Below are 21,259 nucleotides of genomic sequence, written 5' to 3'. Positions count from 1 at the left end.
ACCCAGCCAACCGGAGGGGTGCCTTGACATTGCGGGGAGCTGTGCTATCACAGTAGAGGCTTTTTTACTAATGAATGAGGAGTGACTATGAAGAGAATGGCGATAGCAGCGGCGGCGATGGTGGTGGTAATGACAGCGGCACAGGCCATGGCGGTTTCCGCCGGCAAGACCGTGGAATGGCCGACCTCGATGGGCAAAGTCACCTTCAAGGGGGATGACCACGCCGGCAAGGGGCTCAAGTGCAACGAGTGCCACACCAAGATCTTCAAGATGAAGAAGGGTTCCACCCAGATGAAGATGGCCGACATCAATGCCGGGAAGTACTGTGGTGAGTGCCACAACGGCAAGAAGGCCTTCAAGCCCGCAGGCAACTGCGCCAAGTGCCACAAGAAGTAGCCGTACGCCTTTTCGGGCTGCGCTCCGGTTGCCGGGGCGCAGCCTCCTTCCCCTTCCTTTTCTGTTGATCTCCCCCTGCAAATAGATTTAAAAAGAAGAGCCGCAGCAACGCTTCCCCACAGCTTTCCACCTACACGAGGAGATCAATAGATGAACGTCGTCACCAGGAGATCGGTCTGCCCCTTCGACTGTCCGGACACCTGCAGCATGCTGGTGCAGGTGGAAAACGGCAAGGCCGTCGCGGTGCAGGGCGACCCCCTGCACCCCTTCAGCCGCGGCACCCTCTGTCCCAAGATGCGCCACTACGAGAAAAGCGTCCACTCGCCGCTGCGCCTGACGACGCCGCTCAAGAGGACCGGCGCCAAGGGGAGCGGCGAATTCGCGCCCATCTCCTGGGACGAGGCCATCGCCACCATAGCGCAGCGCTGGCGCGCCATCATCTCGGCGCACGGGGGGGAGGCGATCCTCCCCTACTCCTACGCGGGGACCATGGGTATCGTGCAGAGAAACGCAGGGCATCCCTTCTTCCACCGCATGGGCGCGTCCCGGCTGGACCGCACCATCTGCTCTCCCGCCAAGGGGGCGGGATGGGAGGCGGTGATGGGCAAGACGGCGACCCCGCCGCCGGAATCGGCCGGCAGGAGCGACCTCCTGATCCTGTGGGGGATCAACGCCGCCGCGACCAGCATCCACTTTTTGAACCAGGCGCACGAGGTGCGGCAAAAGGGGGGGCAGATCTGGCTCATCGACACCTACGAGACCCCGACCGCCTCGGTGGCCGACCGCACCTTCCTGGTGCGCCCGGGCAGCGACGGTGCGCTGGCCCTGGGAATGATGCACGTCATCGCGCGTGAGGGACTTGTCGACCGGGAGTTTCTTGCGCAACAGGTGCTCGGTTTCGAGGAACTGGCGGCCGAGGTGCTCCCGGAGATGACTCCGGAGCGTTGTGCCGGGATCATCGGGCTTGAGCCGGACACCATCGTGGCCATGGCACGCGCCTTTGCTGCGGCCAAGGCTCCCTTTATCCGCCTGGGGAGCGGGCTGTCGCGCTACGGTAACGGCGCCATGACGGTGCGCTCGATCTGCTGCCTGCCGGCCCTGGTCGGCGCCTACGGCAAAGACGGCGCCGGGTGCTTCCCCGACACTGCGACCGGGGCTGCGTTCCCGATGGAGATCCTGACCAGGGAGGACCTGATCCCGGGGCAGACCCGGCTCATCAACATGAACCAGTTGGGTGCCGCACTGAACCAGGTCGACAACCCGCGGGTCATGGGACTCTACGTGTACCACTCCAATCCGGCCGCGGTAACTCCGGACCAGAACGCCGTGCTCAAGGGGCTGTCCCGGGATGACCTCTTCACCGTGGTGCACGAGCGCTTCCTGACCGACACGGCGCGCTACGCCGACATCGTGCTCCCGGCCACCTCCTCGCTGGAACACAGCGACATCTACCGCTCCTACGGCACCTACTGCATCCAGCGTGCGCAGGCGGTGGTCGATCCGGTGGGGGAGAGCAAGCCCAACTGGGAGGTTTTCTCCCTTCTGGCCCAGGCGATGGGCTTCGAGGAGGAGATCTTCACCCTCAGCGCGGACCAGATGATCGACCGGCTGCTCGCGGTGCCCAAGCCGCTGCGGGCGGGAATCGACGAGGCTGCACTTGCCGACGGACGTCCGGTGACCCTGGCGCCACGGCCGGGAGGGGTACTGACCCCGTCGGGCAAGATCGAGATCCTGAACGAGCGACTCCCCGAGAGGCTGCCGCGCTACCTGGCCACCCACGAGGAGCAGGGCGAACTCCCCTTCCGGCTCATGACCGCGCCCACCCCCTACGCGCTGAACGCCACCTTCTACGAGCGGGAGGAACTGCGGCAGAGCCAGGGGGGGATGCAGCTCAAGATGAACCCGGCGGACGCGGCGGATAAGGGGCTTGCCGACGGCGCGGAGGTGGTGGCCTGGAACGAGCTAGGTGAGGTCACTTTCCGGCTGCAGGTAACGTCCAAGGTGCCGCGGGGCGTGGTGGTGGCCGAGGGGGTGTGGTGGCTGGCTTATGCGCCGGGCGAGCGCTCGGTGAACGCCCTCACCTCGCAGCGCCTGACCGACCTGGGCGGCGGCAGCACCTTCTACGACAATCGCGTCGATGTGCGGGCAGGTAAGTGACAATCAAAAGCTTTAACGCAAAGGCGCGGAGCCGCGGAGACGCAAAGAAAAAGCGGCAGGTAAAGCCCTTGTCTGTTCCAGTAAAGAGAATCTCTCTGCGTCTTCGCGCCTTGGCGCCTTTGCGTTAAGTCTGTAATCAGGGGCTCCAACCCGGAGTGCAGAGGCGCGAAGAGAAGGTTTCCGGCGTCTCCGCTTCGCAGTTTTTGTCTCATGATTTCCCTCCGGCTGCCGATGTAATGAGAAGCAACGGCAATAAACAATCGGGGGGCGTATGGAACCGAACAACAAGATTCTGCTGGAAAGCGGCACCAACGAACTGGAAATAGTCGAATTCAGGATCGACGAGGTGGACGGCAAGGGGAACGTGGTCCCCTGCTACTTCGGCGTCAACGTGGCCAAGGTGCGCGAGATCATCAGACTGCCCGAAACCCGCAAGGTGGTGAATTCCCACCCCTGCGTCAGCGGCATGATCAAACTGCGCGACCAGGTGATCACCCTGATCGACCTCTCCCGCTCGCTGAACAAGAACACGGAAGGGATCCCGGCGGACCGGGTCATCGTGCTCGAGTTCAACAGGATCGTGGTCGGCATCCAGGTGCACTCGGTCTCCCGCATCTACCGCATCTCCTGGGAAAACGTGGAGCCCCCCGTCAAGGCGATCCACGACGCCAACATCACCGGCGTGGTGAAAATGGAGGACCGGATCATCCTGATCCTCGACTTCGAAAAAATCATCGGGGAGCTCTCCTCGACCATGGCGCTGGCGGCACCGAGCGAGGACCTGATGCTGGCCAACTCCGCCCTGAAGCGGAGCACCAGGACCATCCTGGTCGCCGACGACTCGGCCTTCATCAGGAGGACCATGTGCGGGTCGCTTAGGGAAGCGGGTTACCAGGTGGTGGAAGCGGAGAACGGCGAGGAAGCGTGGGAACACGTGCAGGCGGTACGCCAGAAATGTGCTGAGAGCGGGCAGCCGCTCAAGGAACTGCTGAGCATGGTGATCACGGACATCGAGATGCCCCGCATGGACGGTCTGCATCTCACCGCGCTGATCAGGAAGGAGACCGACCTCGGGGAACTGCCGGTGGTGATATTCTCGTCTCTGGCCAGCGACGACAACAAGATGAAATGGCGCAACCTGGGGGCGAGCGACATCCTTACCAAGCCCGACCTCCCCAACCTCGTGCAGAAGGCGGATACCCTTGCCCTATGAGTCGTACCCCGAACTGTCGGTCGTAGTGCCGGTCTATAACGAGGAGGGGAACGTAGCTTCCTTCCTCACGGCACTCGCCCGGCAGCAGGGGGTCCGTCTGGAGGTGATCCTCTCGGACGGCGCTTCCAGCGACCGCAGTCTTCAAATCGCACAGCAGATGCGCGCCGGGCTCCCCTTCCCGCTCACCATCATCGAGGGGACCAAGGGCAGAGGGGGGCAGTTGAACCGGGGCGCAGACGCGGCCCGCGCCGAGACGCTTCTTTTCCTGCACATCGATTCGGGCTTCGACGATCCCTTGGCACTCCGGAAAGCGCTGGACGCTCTCGGTGCTGCCCTGGGCGCCGGCGAACGGGTCGCCGGGCGCTTCGCCCTCCGCTTCGGCTTCCCCGGCACCATCCCGCTACCTTACCGATATTACGGCGCCAAGGCCGCCCTGGACCGCCCCGGATGCACCCACGGCGACCAGGGCTTCCTGATCCGGCGCGACTTCTTCGCGCAGGTCGGCCCGTTCGACACCTCGCTGCCGCTCATGGAGGACACCTTCCTGGCCGAGCGGGTACGACGGGAGGGACGCTGGCTCCTCCTGCCGGCCAGCATCACCACGTCGCCCCGGCGCTTCCTCGCCGAAGGGCTCCTCCCCAGGCAAACCCTCAACGCCATACTGATGAACCTGGCCCACACCGGGCAGCTTTCCCTGGTCCGCTGCCTGCAGGCCAGCTACCGCAGCCAGGATGCCACCGGAAAGCTGAAACTGGGCCCTTTCCTGGAGCCGCTGCACCAGGCGATCGGCAGCCTCGACGCAGGGGAGCGACGCCGCTTGTGGTACCGCACCGGCGCCTACGTCCGGGGCAACGCCTGGCAGATTCCTTTCTTCCTGGATGTGGTGACCGGTGGCATACGGGAGGCAGGGAGAGGGGGGAAATTTCTGGACCTTCACGACCGCGTCCTGGGGCGGCTCATCGACAACAAGGGGGGCGACCTGGGGGCCGCCCTGCTGACCTGGCTCTGGTTCCGGCTGGCGCTTTTGGCCGCGCTGTAGAGAAGCAGATTAAGACTGAGATTAAGACTAAGGTTAAGGCTGGGCGCTGCGGGCGGCTTCGATAAATCTCTTCAGCTCGTCGGCTTGCCACTGCGCCGGCTCAATCAACTCCACCCCGAACCCGGTGGGAAGACCGGCATGCACCCGTTTCCCCTCCCGGTTCACCCAGGCCACCCTCCCCTTCAGCTCCAAAAGCGGCGCCTGCTCGGTCTCCAGAAAAAGGGCGAGTCTCAGTTCCTGGTCGGGCTGCACCTCCTCACGGCTGGCTAGGAAGAGGCCGCCGTCGCCGATGTCGAGGGCATGCGCACCGACCGGGCTGCCGTCCAGCAGGAACAGCACCGGGATTTGGCAGGGAATGCGCGGATCACGACGGTCCACGGCGTCGGTGTACTTGCGGGCCATGTCGAGGAAGAGGCGGCGGTCGACGGGCTTGGTGAGGAAGTCGTTGCAGCCGGCCTCGTGTGCGCGCTGGCGGTCCTCGTCGTTGCCGAGGGTGGTGAGCATGACGACGGGGATGGCGGAAAGGAAGGGATCGCTCTTCAGGAGCCTGCAGCAGGTGATGCCGTCCATGAGCGGCATGTTCACGTCCATGAAGATCAGGTCGGGAGCATCCTTGCGGACCAGCTCCAGCGCCGCGACGCCGTCGCCTGCAGTGATGACGTCGACATTGGAAACCTTGAGAAAGCTCTTCTCCAGTTCCAGAATCAGCTTGGTATCGTCCACCAATAGGATCTTAGGTTTAGCCACGCCACTCTCCCCACTCAGGTATTGAAAGGTGTTTCACGCGGGATGATGCCGAACGGGTCAGACTCGCACATTAATAAATATCGGCTCGCCTTTGTCAACGGAAAAAGTCGGGTATGGGTTATCACACCACCAGTTGCACCAGGTCCGGCACGCTCCGGATGGCAAGGGGTGTGGGACAGACGTAGTCACCGTCCAGTTGCACGGCTTTGTCCCCGGTGATCTCCAGGGAGGCGGCGCAGAAGGAGGTGACGTGGCTGCTGAAGACGGCGGTGCCGTTTAAAAGTCCCAGGGCGAGCCCCAGGTAGGCCATCCGCCCCCCGGAGATGCAGAGCACCTGGAAGCCGGGGGCGAACAGGTCGGCCTCCGGGGCGAGCACGAAGTTGCCGCCGTACTTGGAGGCGTTGCAGACGATGACGCCGTGGCAGGAGACGCTCCGGCCGCCTCCGCTCACCGACAGTTGCGAGCCGTCCCAGTTCCAGAAGGTGCGCAGCGCCGACAGCACGTAGGCCCCCTTCCCCAGCGTCCTTTTCTCGGAGAGGCGCACGTCGCGCACCACGGCGCCGTCGAAGCCGGCGCCGGCCATGAGCAGGAAACGCCTGCGCTCCCCGCCGCGCACGATCTCGCCGACGGAAATGGGGCGCGTCTCGCCCCGGGCCAGGCGGTCCAGGGCATCGTCCACGGACTCGATCTCCAGCTCGCGCGCAAGCACGTTGGAGGTGCCCAGGGGGACCACGCCGAGGGTGGCTGCTCCCGGGGCCAGGCCGTTCAGCACGCCGTTGATGGTGCCGTCACCGCCGGCCACCACGATGAAGGGCTCGCTCTCTTCGGCGCAGATGCGCGCGGCGAAGCGGGCCGGGTCGGCGGCGCTTTGGGTGGGGAGGAGCTCCGGGGCGAGGCCGCGCTCGGTGAGTCCGGTCATGATGCGTTCGACTTTTTGCTGCGAGTAGGTCCCGGAGGTGGGATTCACGATCAGGAAACAGCGTCTGGACAAGAGGTCACCTCTTTGCGGCGGTGCGGAAATGGCAAGGGCCGCGGTCGCGGCCCTCGGAAGGTAGCAAAAAGATGAAAAGGTTACAACAGTTTTAGCCTCGTCCCCTCCCCCGGAGGGGGAGGGCCAGGGAGGGGGATCCAACCTCGGCCCAGCAGGCTTCCCCCCTCCCAGCCTCCCCCCTCCGGGGGGAGGAGCTTAAGCGCCCTGGCTATTCCAGCAGCTTCACCGGCTCCTCTTTCCCCTCCTTGTCCTGCGACAGCAGCTTGCGCATGCTGTCCAGCATGGTCTTGAGCTTCTTCTGCACCAGGAAGTTGACCGTCCCCTCGGGATAGCTGCCGTCGTCGCCTGCCCTGCCGGCCGGCACGCCGGTCAGGATCTCGATCCCCTCCTCGACCTGCGATACGCTCCAGATGTGGAACATCCCTTCGGAGACCGCCTGCACCACCTCGTCGCTCAGCATCAGGTTGTGCTCGTTGATCTTGGGGATGACCACGCCCTGGTCCCCGGTCAGCCCCTTGGCCTTGCAGACCGCGAAGAACCCTTCGATCTTGTAGTTCACGCCGCCGATGGGCTGGATCTGCCCGTGCTGGTTCACGCTGCCGGTGACGGCGATCCCCTGCTTGACGGGAAGGCCGGAGAAGGCGGAGAGGAGCCCGTAGAGTTCCGCCGAGGAGGCGCTGTCCCCTTCGACCCCTTCGTAGGACTGCTCGAAGCAGATGTGGGCGGAGAAGGAGAGCGGCTGTTCCTGCCCGAACTTGCCGGCCAGGTAACCGGTCAGGATCAGCACCCCCTTGTCGTGGATCGGGCCGGAGAGCTTCACCTCGCGCTCGATGTTGACCATGCCGGCGCGCCCCTGGGAAACACGGACAGTGAGGCGCGAGGGCCTGCCGAAGGTGTAGTCCCCCATGGTGATCACGGAGAGGCCGTTGATCTGCCCCACCACGCTCCCCTTGGTGTCGCACAGGATGACCCCCTGGGCCAGGTACTCGTGGATCCGTTCCTCGATACGGTTGGAGCGGTAGGTCTTCTCTTGGATGGCCCGCTTCACCCAGCTGCGGTCCACGACCTGCGCGCCTTCCTTGGTGGCCCAGAAGCTCGACTCGCGGATCAGGTCCGAGAGCTCCATGAACTGGGAGGAGAGCCGGTCCTGGTCCTCCACCAGGCGCGAGGCGTGCTCCAGGAGCGCGGCGACGCCGGTGGGATCGAAGGGGAGCAGCCCCTCCTTACAGCAGTGGGCGGCGACGAACAGGGCGTAATCCTGCATCACCTCGGGGGTACGGTTGATCTGGCTGTCGAAGTCCGCCTTCACCTTGAAGAACTTTCTGTAGTCGGGCTCCAGGTAGTAGAGCAGGTAGTAGATCCAGAGCGAGCCGATCATGATGATCTTGGCGTTGAGCGGGATCGGCTCCGGCTTGAGCGAGACCACGGTCATGAAGCGGTACTGCTCGAGGACGTCCTCGATCTTGATCTCCATGTTCCTGATGCAGCGCTTGAGCGATTCCCAGGCGAAGGGGTTGATCATCACCTCGCGGGCGTCCAGGATCAGGTAGCCGCCGTTGGCGCGGTGCAGGGCGCCGGGCTTGATCAGGGTGAAGTTGGTGGTGGCCATTCCCCCCATCTGCATGACGTTCTCTATGCGGCCGAACAGGTTGTTGTAGGTGGGGTTGGACTCGAAGACGACGGGGGCGCCGTTGTCCGGGTTGTTCTCCACCAGCACGTTGACCTCGTAGCGTTCGAAGGTGGGCTCCTGCTTCGGGATCTTGAGCCCGGGGATCTGCGGCGGCGCGACCTGCGGCTTGAAATCCTCCAGGTTCAGGAGCAGGTCCTCTTGGACGTCCTCCAGGTACTGCTGGATCTTGCCGAACCCCTGGTACTTCTCCTTGAGCGGGTTCAGGTGGTGGCCCACCGCCGAGAGCCCCAGCTCCCGGTCCAACTGCGCCAGGGCGTCCCTGAGCGCCTTCTCGTTGTCGCGCACCTGGCGCAGCGCGTCGTTCAACTTCTCGGTCAGCTCGCGCCCCACCGTGTCCAGCTTTTCCCGCTCGTCCTTCTCGAGCGTCTCGTACTCCTCCTGGGTGAAGTTGCGATCGTCCTTTTGTGGCACGATCACCAGGCCGGAGACGGTGCGCTGCAGTGCGAATCCCTTCTCCCCCGCCTCCTGTTCCAGGTCGGAGAAGATCTCGCCGTTTTTCTCCTGGAAGCGCTCGATGATGGAGACGCGGTTGGTCTCGTACTCCTTGCTCTCCAGGGCGGTGGGGACGTTGGCGCGCATGTAGTCCAAAAGCTCGCGCATGTCAGCCGCGAAGCCGCGCCCCATCCCGGCGGGGAGGGCGATGGCCAAAGGCGCGTCGGGGGTGTGGAAGTTGTTGACGTAGCACCAGTCGCTGGGGGGGCAGGTATCCTTGACGAACTTCTTCAGTATCTGCCGGATGGTGGAGGTCCTGCCGGTGCCGGGGTCGCCGGCGAGGTAGATGTTGAAGCCGTTGTTGGACATGCCCAGGCCGAACTCGATGGCGGCCAGGGCCCGGTCCTGGCGGATGTTTCCTTCCAGGCCGGCTATCTCTTCGGTGGTCTTGAAATTGAAGAGGGCGGGGTCGCAGACCCAGCGGAGCTTCTCAACAGGGACTCGGCAATCGGTTTCGGACACGGGAGCCTCCTTGCGAGCAACTGCAACGGTTAACTGCGTGGCAGGTGCGATTCGAGCAGCGCTGCGAATCGTTCTCCGGCCAAGGCTTTCAGTTCCTTTACGGTGATCTCCTGCCGACGCTCGAGGGTGAGTGAGGTGATGCGGCACTCGGGCATGCCGCAGGGGTTGATATTACCAAAAGCTGACACGTCTGCAGCTACGTTGAGCGAGAAGCCGTGCATGGAGACCCAGTGCCTGACGCCGACGCCGATGGCGGCGATCTTCCCCGCTGCGGTCCAGACGCCGGTCTTGCCCGGAACGGTGAAGCCTGCCACGTCCAAGCTGCCGCACAGCTCCACCAGGAACAGTTCCAAAAAACGAAGGTAGCGGTGCAGGTCGCGCCCGCGCCGCCCCAGGTCGAGTATGGGATAGCCCACCAGTTGCCCGGGCCCGTGGTAGGTGACGTCGCCGCCGCGGTTGACGCGGTGCGCCTCTATCCCCGGGTCGAGCACGTTGCCGGAATTGCCTCCGGCGCCGATGGTATAGACGGGATGATGTTCGAGGAGGAGCAGCGTCTCCGCCCCTCCTTGTTGTACCTCGTGGACCAGGCTCTCCTGCAGCGCGAGCGCCTCCCGGTACTCGATCAAGCCGACATCGCGAACGACCATGTCAGCCGTGGATGGCGCGCTTGTCCAGGTCGAGCGCCGCCTCCTTCATCACCTCGGAGAGGGTGGGATGGCCGTGCACGGTAAGGGCGATGTCTTCACCGCTGCCGCCGAAAGCCATCACGGTGACCGCCTCGGCGATCATGTCCGAGGCGCGCGGCCCCAGGATGTGCACGCCGAGCAGCCGCCCACCTTCCGCCTCGGTGAGCAGCTTGACAAACCCTTCGGTCTCGTCCATGCACTTGGCGCGGCCGTTGGCGATGAAGCTGAACTTGCCGGTCTTGTAGGCGATCCCCTCTTCCTTGAGGGCCTCCTCGGTCTTGCCCACCGAGGCCGCCTCGGGCCAGGTGTAGCAGACGCCGGGGATGCAGCCGTAATCGACCTGGCTCGGCTCGCCGTGCATCCGTTCCACGCAGACCGCCCCCTCCTCCATCGCCTTGTGCGCCAGCATGGGACCGGCGATCAGGTCACCGATGGCGTAGATCCCGGCGACGTTGGTGGCGTAGTCTGCATCGACGCGGATGCGGCTGCCGTCCATGGCGATGCCCAGCCCTTCGAGGTTCAAGCCGGCCGTCAGCGGCCTGCGCCCCACCGCCACGAGCACCTTGTCGCAGGCGATCTCCTGGGTGCCCCCCTCGGCCTCGACGCGCGCCACGAGCTTGCCCTCCTTCTTTTCCACGCCGGCCACCTTGGCGCCCAGCATGAAGGTCATCCCCTGCTTCTTCAGTGAACGCAAGAGGGCCTCGGCCACCTGACCGTCGCTGCCGGCGACCAGCCTGGGGAGAAGTTCCACCACGGTCACCTTGGCGCCCAGGCGCAGCCAGACCGAGCCGAGTTCCAGGCCGATGTAGCCGCCACCAACCACCAGGAGGTGCTCAGGCACCGCCGGGAAAGAGAGCGCCTCGCGGGCGCTGACCACGGAGTCGCCGTCGAAGGGCATGGTCGGGACCTGCACCGCTTCGCTGCCGGTGGCAAGGATGACCTTCCTGGCGCTGACCACCCTGGTCTCCTCGCCTTTCACTTCCACCCGGTGGGTGCCGTTTTCGGGGGAGAGCATGGCGGCGGTGCCGAGGAAGCTGACGATCTTGTTTTTCTTGAACAGGAAGGCGATGCCGTCGGTGAGTTTTTTGACCACGTCTTCCTTGCGGGCCATCATCTGGCCGAGGTTCAAGGCCGGCGGCTGCACCTCTATGCCGTGGACGGCGAAGCGGTCCTTGGCCAGGTGATAGAGTTCGCTGGAGTCGAGAAGGGCCTTGCTGGGGATGCACCCTTCGTTCAGGCAGACGCCACCCATGGAGCCGCGCTTTTCCACCACGGCCACCTTCATACCGAGCTGCGCCCCCCTGATGGCGGCGACGTAACCGCCGGGGCCGGCGCCGATGACGATGAGATCGAAAGTTTCTTCAGACATCTTTTCCCTCCAAGTGTTGCGTGCGGCGTGGGTTTGCATGGGAGCCCCCCTCCCGGCCACCCCCCTCCGGGGGGAGGAGAGAATGGACCCGCCGTTCTCGCAGAGCAAAGAACGGCTCCCGCCCCCGGAGGGGGAGGGTTGGGGAGGGGCCGCGGCTAATGCCGGCTCAGCACTCCAGCAGCATTTCCTCCGGGTCCTCGATGTACTCCTTGACCCGCTTCAGGAAGCCGACGGCGCCCTGGCCGTCGACGATGCGGTGATCGTAAGAAAGGGCGACGTACATCATGGGCCGAACCACCACCTGGCCATCCACCACCACCGCGCGCTCCTGGATGTTGTGCATGCCGAGCACGCCGGACTGGGGCGGGTTGAGAATGGGGGTGGAAAGCATGGAGCCGTAGATGCCGCCGTTGGAGATGGTGAAGGTTCCTCCTTCGAGGTCGGCAAGGGCGATACGGTTGCTGCGCACCTTTTCCGCAAAGCCGGCGATGGCCTGCTCGATCTGCGCCAGGCTCAGCTTCTCGGCGTTGCGCAATACCGGCACCACCAGCCCGCGCTCGCTCCCCACCGCGATACCGACGTCGCAGTAGTTGTGGTAGACGATGTCGTCGCCGTCGATGCTGGCGTTGACGTCCGGGAACTCCTGCAAGGCGGCGCAGCAGGCGCGCACAAAGAGGGACATGAAACCGAGCTTCACGTTGTGGCGCTTCTGGAAGTGCTCGCCGTGCTTTTTCCTGAGCTTGATCACCTCGCTCATATCCACCTCGTTGAAGGTGGTGAGCATGGCGGTGTGCTGGCGCACCGAGACCAGGCGCTCGGCAATGCGCTTCCTGATCTGCGACATCGGCTTGCGCAGTACGCGCCCGGACTCATCTGCCGGCGGCACGGCGGCCTTGGGCGGCTGGGCCGGCTTGGCCTGCTCGGCGGGTTTCGGAGCCGCGGCGGGTGCGGCCGGGGCAATCGGCACCGCCGGAGCTTTGGGAGGCTCGGCGACCTCTGCCTTTGCGCCTTGAGCCTTGAGCACATCCTCGTTGGTGATGCGTCCGCCGCGTCCGCTCCCCTGGACGGCGCCCGGCTCGACCCCCAGCTCGCGCGCCAGCTTTCTTCCCGAGGGAGACATGGGAGCGGCCGTCCCCGGTTTCGCCTCGGCCTTGGCGGCAGGCTTCGCGGCAGGTTTGGCGGCAGCGGCGCTGTCGCCCCCTCCCTGCGCGGGCTCAGCCCCCTGGCCGCGGGCGTCGATGGTGCCGATGACGGCACCGATCTTCACCGTCTCGCCTTCCGCCGCGGTGATGTTCAGTACGCCGTCCGCCTCCGAGGTGACTTCGAGGGTGATCTTGTCGGTCTCGATCTCGCAGAGGGCCTCGTCCCTGGAGACGACGTCCCCACTTTTCTTGAGCCACCTGGCGATCACCGCCTCGTACACCGACTCGCCAACCGCGGGTACCTTGATTTCCATGCGCTTCTCCCTTCTCTTAAAAGCCGTTCAACGTTCAACGTTCAACGTTCGACTTGCCTTTCCTCTTCGTTCCGCATTCTCCCGACGTGTTCCAACAGCAGGAGGCGCCGTAACGGGGAGGCTCGCCCCGTGACTATGCCGGGTGACGTTGAACGTTGAACCTTGAACGTGTTTCAGATTGTTAAAGCTTCATCCACGATGCGCTCCTGCTCGACGCGGTCCAGGCGGTGCGAGCCGGAGGCGGGCGCTGCGGCATCGGGACGGCCGACGTACCTCGGCACCGCCCCCAAAAGCTCGATGAGGGACTCGTGAATGAAACGCCACGCCCCCATGTTGCGCGGTTCCTCCTGGACCCAGGTGAAACGGGCACCGGAGGGATAGCGCTGCAACTCGTCCCGCAACTGCTCGACGGGAAGCGGATAGAGCTGCTCGATCCTAAGCAGGGCATGCCCCTGCAACTGGTCCTTCCTGATCCGCCCCAACAGGTCGTAGTAGATCTTGCCGCTGCAGAGCAGCACCTGGCGCACCGACTCGCCCACGGCAGGCTCCGCGATCACCTCGCGGAAGGTGCCGGCACTGAGTTCCTCCAGACGGGAGACGCAGTCGGGATGGCGCAGCAGGCTCTTGGGAGTGAAGAGGACCAGCGGCTTGCGGAAGGGTTGCAGCATCTGCCGGCGCAGCACGTGGAAGAGCTGGGCGGGGGTGGTGGGGTAGACCACCTGGATGTTCCCGGCCGCGGCGAGTTCCAAGAAGCGCTCGATGCGGGCGCTGGAGTGTTCAGCCCCCTGCCCTTCGTAACCGTGCGGCAGCATGAGGACCAGGCCGCTGGAGCGCTCCCACTTGGCCTCGCCGCTCACCAGGAACTGGTCGATGATGACCTGCGCGCCATTGACGAAGTCGCCGTACTGGGCCTCCCAGATGGTGAGCGCATCGGGGGCCTCCAGCGAGTAGCCGTACTCGAAACCAAGCACCGAGAACTCGGCCAGCATGCTGTCGAAGGCGCAGAAGCGCGCCCCCTTGTCCAGTACGCTGCAAAACGGCAGGTAGGCCTCGCCGGTCTGCTGGTCGAAGAGCGTGGAGTGACGGTGGCTGAAGGTGCCGCGGCGCACGTCCTGGCCGGAAAGCCGGACCGAGACGCCGGTGGATAGAAGCGAGGCGTAGGCGAGAGTCTCGACGTTGCCCCAGTCGAGCGGGCCGCCCTTGATCACGGCATCACGGCGCTTCTGCAGCACGGCGGCCACTTTGGGATGCGGCTGGAAATCATCGGGGATGCGGGAGAGCTGTTCGGAGAGCTCCAGGAGAGTCGCGGCGGCCACGGCGGTGGGGACGGCAACCTTGGCCACTCCCGGCTTCATCCCGCTCCAGCGGGCCAGGAACGCCGACTCGACCGGTGCGGCCTGCCGCTCGCCCGCCTGTGTCAGGCGCTGCACCACCTCGTTCTCGATCGCCTTCAGCTCCTCCTCGGGGAACCCATCGCCCAGGAGTTCCATCTCGTAGAGCGAGTGCAGTTGCGGGCGGAGCTTGATCTGCTGGTACATGAGCGGCTGGGTGAAGTAGGGCTCGTCCCCTTCGTTGTGCCCGTGCCTGCGGTAGCAGATTACCTCGACCACCACGTCCTTGCGGTAACGGTCACGATAGGCGACGGCGAGCTCGGTGACGTGCACCACGGCCTCGGCATCGTCGCCGTAGACGTGGAACACCGGCGCCTGGACCATTTTGGCGACGTCGGTGGCGTAGTGGCTGGAACGGGCATCGGCGGCGCTGGTGGTGAAACCGATCTGGTTGTTGAGCACGATGTGGAGCGTCCCGCCGGTCCGGTAACCGGCCAACTGCGAGAGGTTCAACGTCTCGGCAACCACTCCCTGGCCTGAGAAGGCGGCATCGCCGTGGATGAGCAGCGGCAGCACCCGCCCTTCCCCTTCCTCGCCGATGCGGTCCTGGCGGGCGCGGCATTTCCCTTGCACCACCGGGTCGATGGCCTCGAGGTGGCTCGGGTTGGAGGTGAGGGTGAGATGCACGGTCCCGCCCCCTTCAACGGGGAGGTCCACCGAGAAGCCCTTGTGGTACTTGACGTCCCCCTCCCCCACCACGCCGTACTCGGCGTTGTCGGCGAACTCCGCGAACATGTTCTCGTAGGGCATCCCGAAGATGTTGCACAGGACGTTGAGGCGGCCGCGATGCGGCATGCCGAAGACGACGTCGGTGACGCCGAGCGAGGCGGCTTTGGTCACGGCGGCATCCAGCATCGGTATCAGGATGTCGCCCCCTTCGAGGGAGAACCTGGTCTGCCCCGGGAATCTCTTGTGCAACTCCCGCTCGAAAAGGGCCGCTTCCTTCAGTTTCTTAAGCAGTAAGAGCCGCTGGTCGGGGGTGAAGAAGCCGCGGTTGCCGCCGGGCTCCATGCGGTCGATGAGCCATTGACGCTCGTCCGGGTCCTGGAGGTACATGAATTCGACACCGACCGAGCCGCAGTAGGTGCTGCGCATCACCTGCAGGATCTCCTTCAGGGTGGCGCTTCGTCTCATGAAACGCCTGGTGACGAAGGTCTTGTCGAAGTCGGCGGGTTCCAACCCGAAGGCGGAAAGGGAGAGCAGAGGATGCTCGATCTTGCAGGGGGAAAGAGGATCGGTACAGGCGAGGAGGTGACCGATGTCCCGGTAACGGTAAATGAGAGACTGGACTCCGGACTGCTTCAGCGCCTCATCGCCCTCGGCGGCTACCGCGGCGCCGGCGGGACGCGCCTCCGCCAGTTCAAAGCCGGTGAAGAAAGCGCGCCATTCTTCGGAAAGCTGCTGCGGGTCCTCTTTCCACAGCTCGTACTGGCTCTCGATCCACTGGGGGGTCAGATTTTCTAATATGCCCATCTATCCGCTCCTTTTCATGAACAAGGTGAGAGTGTAGCAGATGGGTTCGTCGTTTCAAGCCGAGCGTTTCTTGGCGTAGCGCCAGACCTGTACCTTCTCCAGGGTGATCATGCCGCCGTCCATCATGGTCTCGACGGTGGGGAGGACCGCCTCCACGCGCACCCGCTCGTCGACCACCTCGATGACCATGGGGAGGTCGGTGGAGAGCCGCAGCAGCCGGTCGGTGTGGTACATGCTGTGCGCCCCGAAACCGGCCACGCCGCGCAGGACGGTGGCGCCGGCGAAGCCCTCGGTGCGGAACAGTTCCACCAGCGCCTCGTAGAGCGGTATGTGCTTGTACTTGTCCCGCTCTCCAATGAAGATCCTGAGCAGCACCTGCTCGCCCAGCATCCCTTTCCGGTCACTCTCCTGGCTCATGTCCCTGTCCTTCATATGTCGCTCCTTGGGAGAAAAAGTTTTAAAGCCAGCGCGCCACCATGATGCCGAGCCAGGTGCAGACAAGGCAGGAAAGCACGCTCAGCATGATGTTGGCAAAGGCAAGCAGCAACGCTCCCTCCTCGATAAGGCGGAAGGTTTCCAGGCTGAAGGTGGAGAAGGTGGTAAGCCCGCCGAGGAAGCCCACGGTGAGGGCGAAGCGCAGCGTGGGGGGGACGAGGGCGCTCCTGATGGAGAACTCCATGATGAGCCCGATCAGGAAAGCGCCGATTACATTGACCGCCAGGGTGCCGTAGGGAAAGGCGTTGCCGCAGACCCGGTACACGAAACCGGAGAGAAAATAGCGCGACAAGCAGCCGAGCGCGCCCAGAAGGGCTATGTAGAGTGCCTGCTCCATGAAGAAACCGTAGTGTCGGAAGTTAGAAGGTCCACCCCACCTTGACCCCGAAGATATCGGAGGAGGAGTCGGGCTGGAAGTACGCGGTCCCCTGCACCATCTTGAGATCGGACTGGTGGAAACGGAACCCCTCGTAAAAGAGGTTCATGCTCAAGGAGCGATAGCGGGCGCCGGCCTCGGCAAACCCGCTCCACCTCCCCTTGGGGCGGAAGGTGGTTTCGCCGCTGCCGGCGAAGTCGACGGTGTTGCCCACGTAGAAGGGATATTTCGCGCCGCCGCAGGCGGTCAGCTTCATCCCGGCCGCAGTGGTTGCGGTGCGGGCTCCCACCCGGGCGTACCCCATGGTCCATTGCTCGGTATAGCCGTAGACCCGGGTGCCATCGGCGGTGCTGGAGTCCTGCAGGTCCCTCAGCCAGTAGCGGTAGCCGATGCCGCCGAAGGGCTCCAGGTCGCCGGCCACGGAGCGCAACCGGTAGCCGAAGTCCGCTTCACCGTTGGTGCCGAGGTAGGTGACCCTGGTATGTATCGGGGCCGGATCGGGTGCCTGCGTCTCGCCGCGGTAGCGGACTTCGGACCCGAACAGTTCCCCCTTGGCTCTCAGGGTGAAAGCGGTATCGGTGACAGCACCCACCCGGACCCCTGCCGAGAACAAGGGCCCTTCCTCTTTCAAGAGTCTCCTGCCGTTGATGCGCTCCTGCCAGGTGAAGTACTGCGTAGAAAAATACGGTGTCAGCTCTTCCAGCGTTCCCGCCGCGGCAGGGAGGGCACAGCAAAGGACGATGACGGCGAACAGGAGTGTCCTCATTGCATCCTCATGATCTAGGCAGGCGTCTCTTCTTTCTTCTTGCGCGGAGCCCGCGGCTTCTTGGGCTTCTCCTCGGCCACGGAGGCTGGCTCAGCCGCTTTCCTGGCGCGCTTGGCGGGAGCCTTGTCCTTGGCCGGGGCCGCCTCGGCAGGCTTTGCCTCGGCAGCAGGGGCGCCCGCGCCGGATTCCTTGGGCGCCCTGGGTGCCTTGGCAGCTTTAGGCTGCTTCGGCTCCTTGGCGGCCTTGGCTTTTTTAGGCTCTGCGGACGCCTGGGCCGGTTCGGCCTTGGCTCCCTTGGGCTCCGTCTCTTGCGCTGCCTTGGCTCCCTTTGGTTTCCTGGCAGGTTTGGCGGCCTTAGGGTCCGCAGTCGGCGCGGCCGCGACTGCTACGACGGGAGCCGCTGCCGGCGCCTCTGCTGCCGCAGGCTTGGCGCTCTTTCTCTTTTTCGCCGGGGCCGGCTTCTTCTCGGCCGCGGCAGGCTCGACAACCGGTGCGGCGGGTGCCGCCGGGGCCGCCGGTGCTTCGGCTGCTGCAGCGGCCTCCTTTGCCTTACGCGGAGCACGGGCTTTCTTCTCGGGCTTTCCTGCCTCAGCAGGCGCGGCCTCACCCGGCAGGGACTGCTGCACGGCAGGCGCCTCGGCCTGGGCGCTGTTAGCCGCTACGCCGGCAACCACCGCCTCGGGCGCGCCCTCGGCTGCGGCTCCCTTGCCGCGCCCACGTCTCTTGCGGGCAGGCTTCTTCTCGGCCCCATCTGCTGCCGGGGCAGAGGCCTCGGCAACCGGTGCGGCCTCCACCGGCGCGGCGGTTACCGCCTGCGGAACCTCGCCCTGCGCCAGCTCTGCCGCGTGGGCGTCGTGCCCCCCTTTGCCGCGCCGTCTCTTGCGGCGGCGCTTCTTCTTCACTTCTTCGCCGCCTTCAGGATGCGCCTGCTCGGCGCCCTGCGCCGCGGGCTGCTCCGTTACGGCACTCGGCTCGGAAACCTCGGCCGGGGCTGCGCCTGCGACTTCGGCCGTCGCCTCCGGAGCGGCGTGCTCGCCCCCCGCCTCGGCAGCCCCGCCCTTGCCGCGCTTGCGCTTGCGCCTGCGCTTTTTCTTGTGCTCCTCCGGCTCAGCCTCCGGCGTCGCCGCGTCCACTGCGCCGGCAGTCTCTTCGACGACCGAAGCGAGTGCAGCGACCGGAGCAGCTTCGGCGGCATGCACCGCGGCCTCCGGCTCCTGGGCCTTCTTCCCTTTCTTCTTTTTCTTGCGCCCGTCGGCGGACTCGGCGCCCTGCTCTTCCTTGGCCGGCGCCTTCCCCTGCGGTTTTTCCTGGGGCAGTTCCTCCTGCGGCAGCTTCTCACGCTTGACCAGTTCCAGCTCCATCTGGTTCAACAGGTAGGAGGGTTTCCCCTTCACCGTGACCTCGATGTCGTAGTCGTTCTCGATCTGGGAAAGCTCGTGGCGCTTGCGGTTCAAGAGATAGTAGGCGACCTCGAGCGGCAGGCTGCCGATCACCTCGCCGACGGTCCCCTTGGCGGCAGCGGCGTGCACCTTCCTCAGGAAGGAAAGGGCCATGGCCTCGACCGACTTCACCTTGCCACGGCCGTCGCAGTGGGGACATTCCAGCGTGCTGGCCTGGTTCAGGGTCTGGCGGATGCGCTGGCGGGACATCTCCAGGAGCCCGAACTCCGAGATGCGCGCCACGTTCACCCGCGCCTTGTCCGCCTTGAGCGCGCTCTTGAGGGTCTTCTCCACCTCGGCGTTGTGCTTTCTGTCACGCATGTCGATGAAGTCGATGACGATGAGCCCGCCCAGGTCGCGCAGGCGCAACTGGCGCGCCGCCTCCTCGGCTGCCTCGAGGTTGGTCTTGAAGGCGGTGTCCTCGACCCCTTTCTCGCCGGTGGACTTGCCCGAGTTGACGTCGATGGAAACGAGTGCCTCGGTGGGTTCGATGAAGATGGACCCGCCGGATTTCAGCGGCACCTTCTTCTCGTAGATCAGGTCGATCTGCTCTTCCAACTGGTAGCGGGAGAAGATGGGACGCTTCTCCTGGTGCATCTTGACCAGCTTCTCGAAGGCCGGGTCGATCTCCTTGAGCGCGTCGCGCACGTCCTTGAAGACGTCCTTGCTGTCGACCAGAACCTCGTCGATGTCGGCGGAGAAGTAGTCGCGTATGGTGCGGATGATGAGCGCGGACTCCTGGTAGACCATGCCGGCGCCCTTCATTACCGTCCCTTGCTCCCTGATCCCCTCGTACAGGGCGACCAGGCTGTCCAGGTCCTTCTGCAGCTCCTCGCGGGTGCGTCCCATCGCCTCGGTGCGGATGATGTAGCCGTACCCTTCCGGGATGGTCATCTCGGCGATGATTTCCTTGAGTTTTTTGCGCTCCCCTTCCGCTTCCACCTTGCGGGAGATGCCGGCAGAGTCGCTCCCCGGCATCAGCACCATGTAGCGACCCGGCAGGGAGATGTAGGTGGTGAGGGCCGAGCCCTTGTTGTCGCGCTCCCCCTTCTCCACCTGGACGATCAGCTCCTGCCCCCTTCTCAGCACCTCCTGGATGCGCGGACGGCGGTGGCGCTGCTCCTCGGGAATGTCCTCACGCCACTTCCAGTTCTCCGGGTGCAGCTCCCCCATCTGCAGGAAACCGAGCTTCTTGAGCCCGATATCCACGAAGGCGGCCTGCAGGCCCGGCTCAACGCGGACCACCACCCCCTTGTAGATATTGCCGCGCGTTTGTTCATTGCCGGCGATTTCGACATCCAGGTCCACCAGGCGGCCATCTTCGACGATCGCCACCCGCGCTTCTTCAGCGTGAAGCGCATTGATCAGCATCTTCTTTGACATATATTCGCTGTTCCCTTTCCTTTGAGGCTGCGGGGCCGGTCATCTAGGGACCGAGGCACCTTCCGCGCCCAGTTTGTTTTCACGCCGGCAGCGGCCGGTCGTGTCTTCTTTTATATGCATCCCCGGATAAGCATCCGGGGCTGGCAAGGTTAATGAAAACCGAGTGATTATAGCAGAGTTTTTTTCTCTCGCACATAAAAAAGCATAGTGACCACGCGGCATTGTGCAGCGCAGGTCTCCCCCGTCGTCCCTGAAAGGGGGAACGAAAGGGTGCACATGAGGATGCGGCAGCGGCAAGACACATGAAATATCGTGGAGGTTCAAGCAGTTACCCGGGCGCCGTCGCTGGTGCGCGGCACCAGCCGCGGAAATTCGGCCGGCCTATACTAGCTGCGCCAGGGATCAAATCCCCTCTGTCTACCCTTCGCAAAGGGGAGGACGTGGGGCACGGGCGGCGCTTGGACGCCCACGGGGTTGCCCGGTTTGGCGGGTGCAGTGGCCGTCCACCTTCCCTTGACGGAGGGGGACGGGGGGTGGGTGAGGCCGCAAGTTCACCCTCACCCGCCCTTCGGGCACCCTCTCCCAAAGGGAGAGGGGACATGGAGGCTGCCACTCGCTCACTCACAAGCCCCCCCGCATGGCATCCCGCATGGCACCCCGCAAATACCTGTTTATGGCGCTCAAGAATTGTGTTATTGGATTCATCACCCGACCGCTCCCGGCCGGAGCACGCCAGAAGGTGCCGCCATGCAGGAAACCAGAATCGACCTCACAGCACTGAACCCCATCTACCTGGAAATGGGGGCCGCGGTCCAGGACTGCCAGAGAATCGAACTGTACATCTCCTTCATCGTTACGCTGCTGATCGACCTGAGCGACGGCGACCTGACCGAGGAGGAGTTCCGGGGCTCGATGGAGTCGCTGGGGGCCCAGACCATGGGGCGCCTCATGGAGGAGATCAAACAGAAGGTGGGCTTCACCGACGAGTCGGTGCACGCGCTCAGAAAGGCGCTCAGGGCAAGGAACTTCCTGATCCACCGCTTCTACAACGAGCGCTCCGACCTATTGCTGACCAGCGAGGGGCGTGACCGGGCGCTGCGGGAAATCCGCACCAAGAGGGCGGCGCTCAACACCGCCAATGCCATGCTCGATCCCGTGATGAAGGACCTGATCAGGTTGAAGGGGATCGACATGGACCAGTTCAGAACGGAACTGGAACAGCGCTTCGAGACCTGAAG

At 64.6% G+C, this 21,259-nt stretch carries 16 protein-coding genes; 5 read left to right on the top strand and 11 right to left on the bottom strand.

Annotated features, from left to right (window positions below; all coding sequences use genetic code 11):
* Positions 1 to 87 precede the first annotated feature (87 nt).
* The 4 genes from JFN91_RS11865 (at position 88) to JFN91_RS11850 (ending at position 4,805) form a co-directional block, all read left to right on the top strand.
* Complete coding sequence (locus JFN91_RS11865) at positions 88 to 396, top strand: cytochrome c3 family protein (RefSeq protein ID WP_199389401.1); 309 nt, start codon at positions 88 to 90, stop codon at positions 394 to 396.
* A gap of 150 nt (positions 397 to 546) precedes the next feature.
* Positions 547 to 2,553 (top strand): molybdopterin oxidoreductase family protein, encoded by a 2,007-nt coding sequence (locus JFN91_RS11860; RefSeq protein WP_199389400.1) that lies wholly within the window; start codon positions 547 to 549, stop codon positions 2,551 to 2,553.
* 271 nt (positions 2,554 to 2,824) lie between these two features.
* Entirely contained in the window at positions 2,825 to 3,766 is a 942-nt protein-coding gene (locus JFN91_RS11855) for a chemotaxis protein CheV (RefSeq protein WP_199389399.1), read from the top strand.
* Positions 3,756 to 4,805 carry a TIGR04283 family arsenosugar biosynthesis glycosyltransferase gene (locus tag JFN91_RS11850; RefSeq protein ID WP_199389398.1) on the top strand — a complete coding sequence of 350 codons (1,050 nt, stop codon included), beginning with the start codon at positions 3,756 to 3,758 and terminating at the stop codon, positions 4,803 to 4,805. The genes JFN91_RS11855 and JFN91_RS11850 overlap by 11 nt, the downstream gene beginning before the upstream one ends.
* A 33-nt stretch (positions 4,806 to 4,838) precedes the next feature.
* On the opposite strand, the gene JFN91_RS11845 is transcribed toward JFN91_RS11850, so the two are convergent.
* The 11 genes from JFN91_RS11845 to JFN91_RS11795 all read right to left on the bottom strand — a co-directional run bounded on the left by JFN91_RS11845 (position 4,839) and on the right by JFN91_RS11795 (position 20,021).
* Positions 4,839 to 5,552, bottom strand: a complete 714-nt coding sequence (locus tag JFN91_RS11845; RefSeq protein ID WP_199389397.1) for a response regulator — start codon at positions 5,550 to 5,552, stop codon at positions 4,839 to 4,841.
* Positions 5,553 to 5,673: 121 nt separating this feature from the next.
* Positions 5,674 to 6,543: a diacylglycerol/lipid kinase family protein gene (locus JFN91_RS11840; protein ID WP_199389396.1), complete on the bottom strand. Its 870-nt coding sequence runs from the start codon at positions 6,541 to 6,543 to the stop codon at positions 5,674 to 5,676.
* 208 nt (positions 6,544 to 6,751) lie between these two features.
* Positions 6,752 to 9,187, bottom strand: a complete 2,436-nt coding sequence (locus JFN91_RS11835; protein ID WP_199389395.1) for a Lon protease family protein — start codon at positions 9,185 to 9,187, stop codon at positions 6,752 to 6,754.
* A gap of 29 nt (positions 9,188 to 9,216) precedes the next feature.
* Complete coding sequence (lipB, locus tag JFN91_RS11830) at positions 9,217 to 9,834, bottom strand: lipoyl(octanoyl) transferase LipB (protein WP_199389394.1); 618 nt, start codon at positions 9,832 to 9,834, stop codon at positions 9,217 to 9,219.
* A gap of 1 nt (position 9,835) precedes the next feature.
* Entirely contained in the window at positions 9,836 to 11,242 is a 1,407-nt protein-coding gene (gene lpdA, locus JFN91_RS11825; protein ID WP_199389393.1) for a dihydrolipoyl dehydrogenase, read from the bottom strand.
* 166 nt (positions 11,243 to 11,408) lie between these two features.
* On the bottom strand, positions 11,409 to 12,698 hold the full coding sequence (gene odhB, locus JFN91_RS11820) for a 2-oxoglutarate dehydrogenase complex dihydrolipoyllysine-residue succinyltransferase (protein ID WP_199389392.1): 1,290 nt from the start codon (positions 12,696 to 12,698) through the stop codon (positions 11,409 to 11,411).
* Between the two features lie 173 nt (positions 12,699 to 12,871).
* Positions 12,872 to 15,562: a 2-oxoglutarate dehydrogenase E1 component gene (locus tag JFN91_RS11815; protein WP_199389391.1), complete on the bottom strand. Its 2,691-nt coding sequence runs from the start codon at positions 15,560 to 15,562 to the stop codon at positions 12,872 to 12,874.
* A gap of 54 nt (positions 15,563 to 15,616) precedes the next feature.
* Positions 15,617 to 15,994 (bottom strand): DUF190 domain-containing protein, encoded by a 378-nt coding sequence (locus JFN91_RS11810; protein ID WP_199389390.1) that lies wholly within the window; start codon positions 15,992 to 15,994, stop codon positions 15,617 to 15,619.
* Between the two features lie 25 nt (positions 15,995 to 16,019).
* Entirely contained in the window at positions 16,020 to 16,394 is a 375-nt protein-coding gene (gene crcB, locus JFN91_RS11805; protein ID WP_199389389.1) for a fluoride efflux transporter CrcB, read from the bottom strand.
* 22 nt (positions 16,395 to 16,416) lie between these two features.
* Positions 16,417 to 17,199 (bottom strand): hypothetical protein, encoded by a 783-nt coding sequence (locus JFN91_RS11800; RefSeq protein ID WP_199389388.1) that lies wholly within the window; start codon positions 17,197 to 17,199, stop codon positions 16,417 to 16,419.
* A 14-nt stretch (positions 17,200 to 17,213) separates the two neighbouring features.
* Positions 17,214 to 20,021: an Rne/Rng family ribonuclease gene (locus tag JFN91_RS11795; RefSeq protein WP_199389387.1), complete on the bottom strand. Its 2,808-nt coding sequence runs from the start codon at positions 20,019 to 20,021 to the stop codon at positions 17,214 to 17,216.
* 747 nt (positions 20,022 to 20,768) lie between these two features.
* Here JFN91_RS11795 and JFN91_RS11790 point away from each other — a divergent pair.
* A complete protein-coding gene (locus JFN91_RS11790; protein ID WP_199389386.1) occupies positions 20,769 to 21,257 on the top strand; it encodes a hypothetical protein in 489 nt (162 codons plus the stop codon).
* The last annotated feature ends 2 nt before the right edge of the window (positions 21,258 to 21,259 follow it).

This window comes from Geomonas anaerohicana, assembly GCF_016458305.1.
Classification (GTDB): domain Bacteria; phylum Desulfobacterota; class Desulfuromonadia; order Geobacterales; family Geobacteraceae; genus Geomonas; species Geomonas anaerohicana.
This window is presented reverse-complemented; position numbering and strand designations above follow the sequence as displayed.

Coding starts and splice junctions, on each gene's coding strand:
- JFN91_RS11855 (WP_199389399.1), top strand. CDS start 2,825: ATGGAACCGAACAACAAGATTCTGCTGGAAAGCGGCACCAACGAACTG.
- crcB (WP_199389389.1), bottom strand. CDS start 16,394: ATGGAGCAGGCACTCTACATAGCCCTTCTGGGCGCGCTCGGCTGCTTG.
- lpdA (WP_199389393.1), bottom strand. CDS start 11,242: ATGTCTGAAGAAACTTTCGATCTCATCGTCATCGGCGCCGGCCCCGGC.
- JFN91_RS11795 (WP_199389387.1), bottom strand. CDS start 20,021: ATGTCAAAGAAGATGCTGATCAATGCGCTTCACGCTGAAGAAGCGCGG.
- odhB (WP_199389392.1), bottom strand. CDS start 12,698: ATGGAAATCAAGGTACCCGCGGTTGGCGAGTCGGTGTACGAGGCGGTG.
- JFN91_RS11790 (WP_199389386.1), top strand. CDS start 20,769: ATGCAGGAAACCAGAATCGACCTCACAGCACTGAACCCCATCTACCTG.
- lipB (WP_199389394.1), bottom strand. CDS start 9,834: ATGGTCGTTCGCGATGTCGGCTTGATCGAGTACCGGGAGGCGCTCGCG.
- JFN91_RS11860 (WP_199389400.1), top strand. CDS start 547: ATGAACGTCGTCACCAGGAGATCGGTCTGCCCCTTCGACTGTCCGGAC.
- JFN91_RS11815 (WP_199389391.1), bottom strand. CDS start 15,562: ATGGGCATATTAGAAAATCTGACCCCCCAGTGGATCGAGAGCCAGTAC.
- JFN91_RS11810 (WP_199389390.1), bottom strand. CDS start 15,994: ATGAAGGACAGGGACATGAGCCAGGAGAGTGACCGGAAAGGGATGCTG.
- JFN91_RS11800 (WP_199389388.1), bottom strand. CDS start 17,199: ATGAGGACACTCCTGTTCGCCGTCATCGTCCTTTGCTGTGCCCTCCCT.
- JFN91_RS11865 (WP_199389401.1), top strand. CDS start 88: ATGAAGAGAATGGCGATAGCAGCGGCGGCGATGGTGGTGGTAATGACA.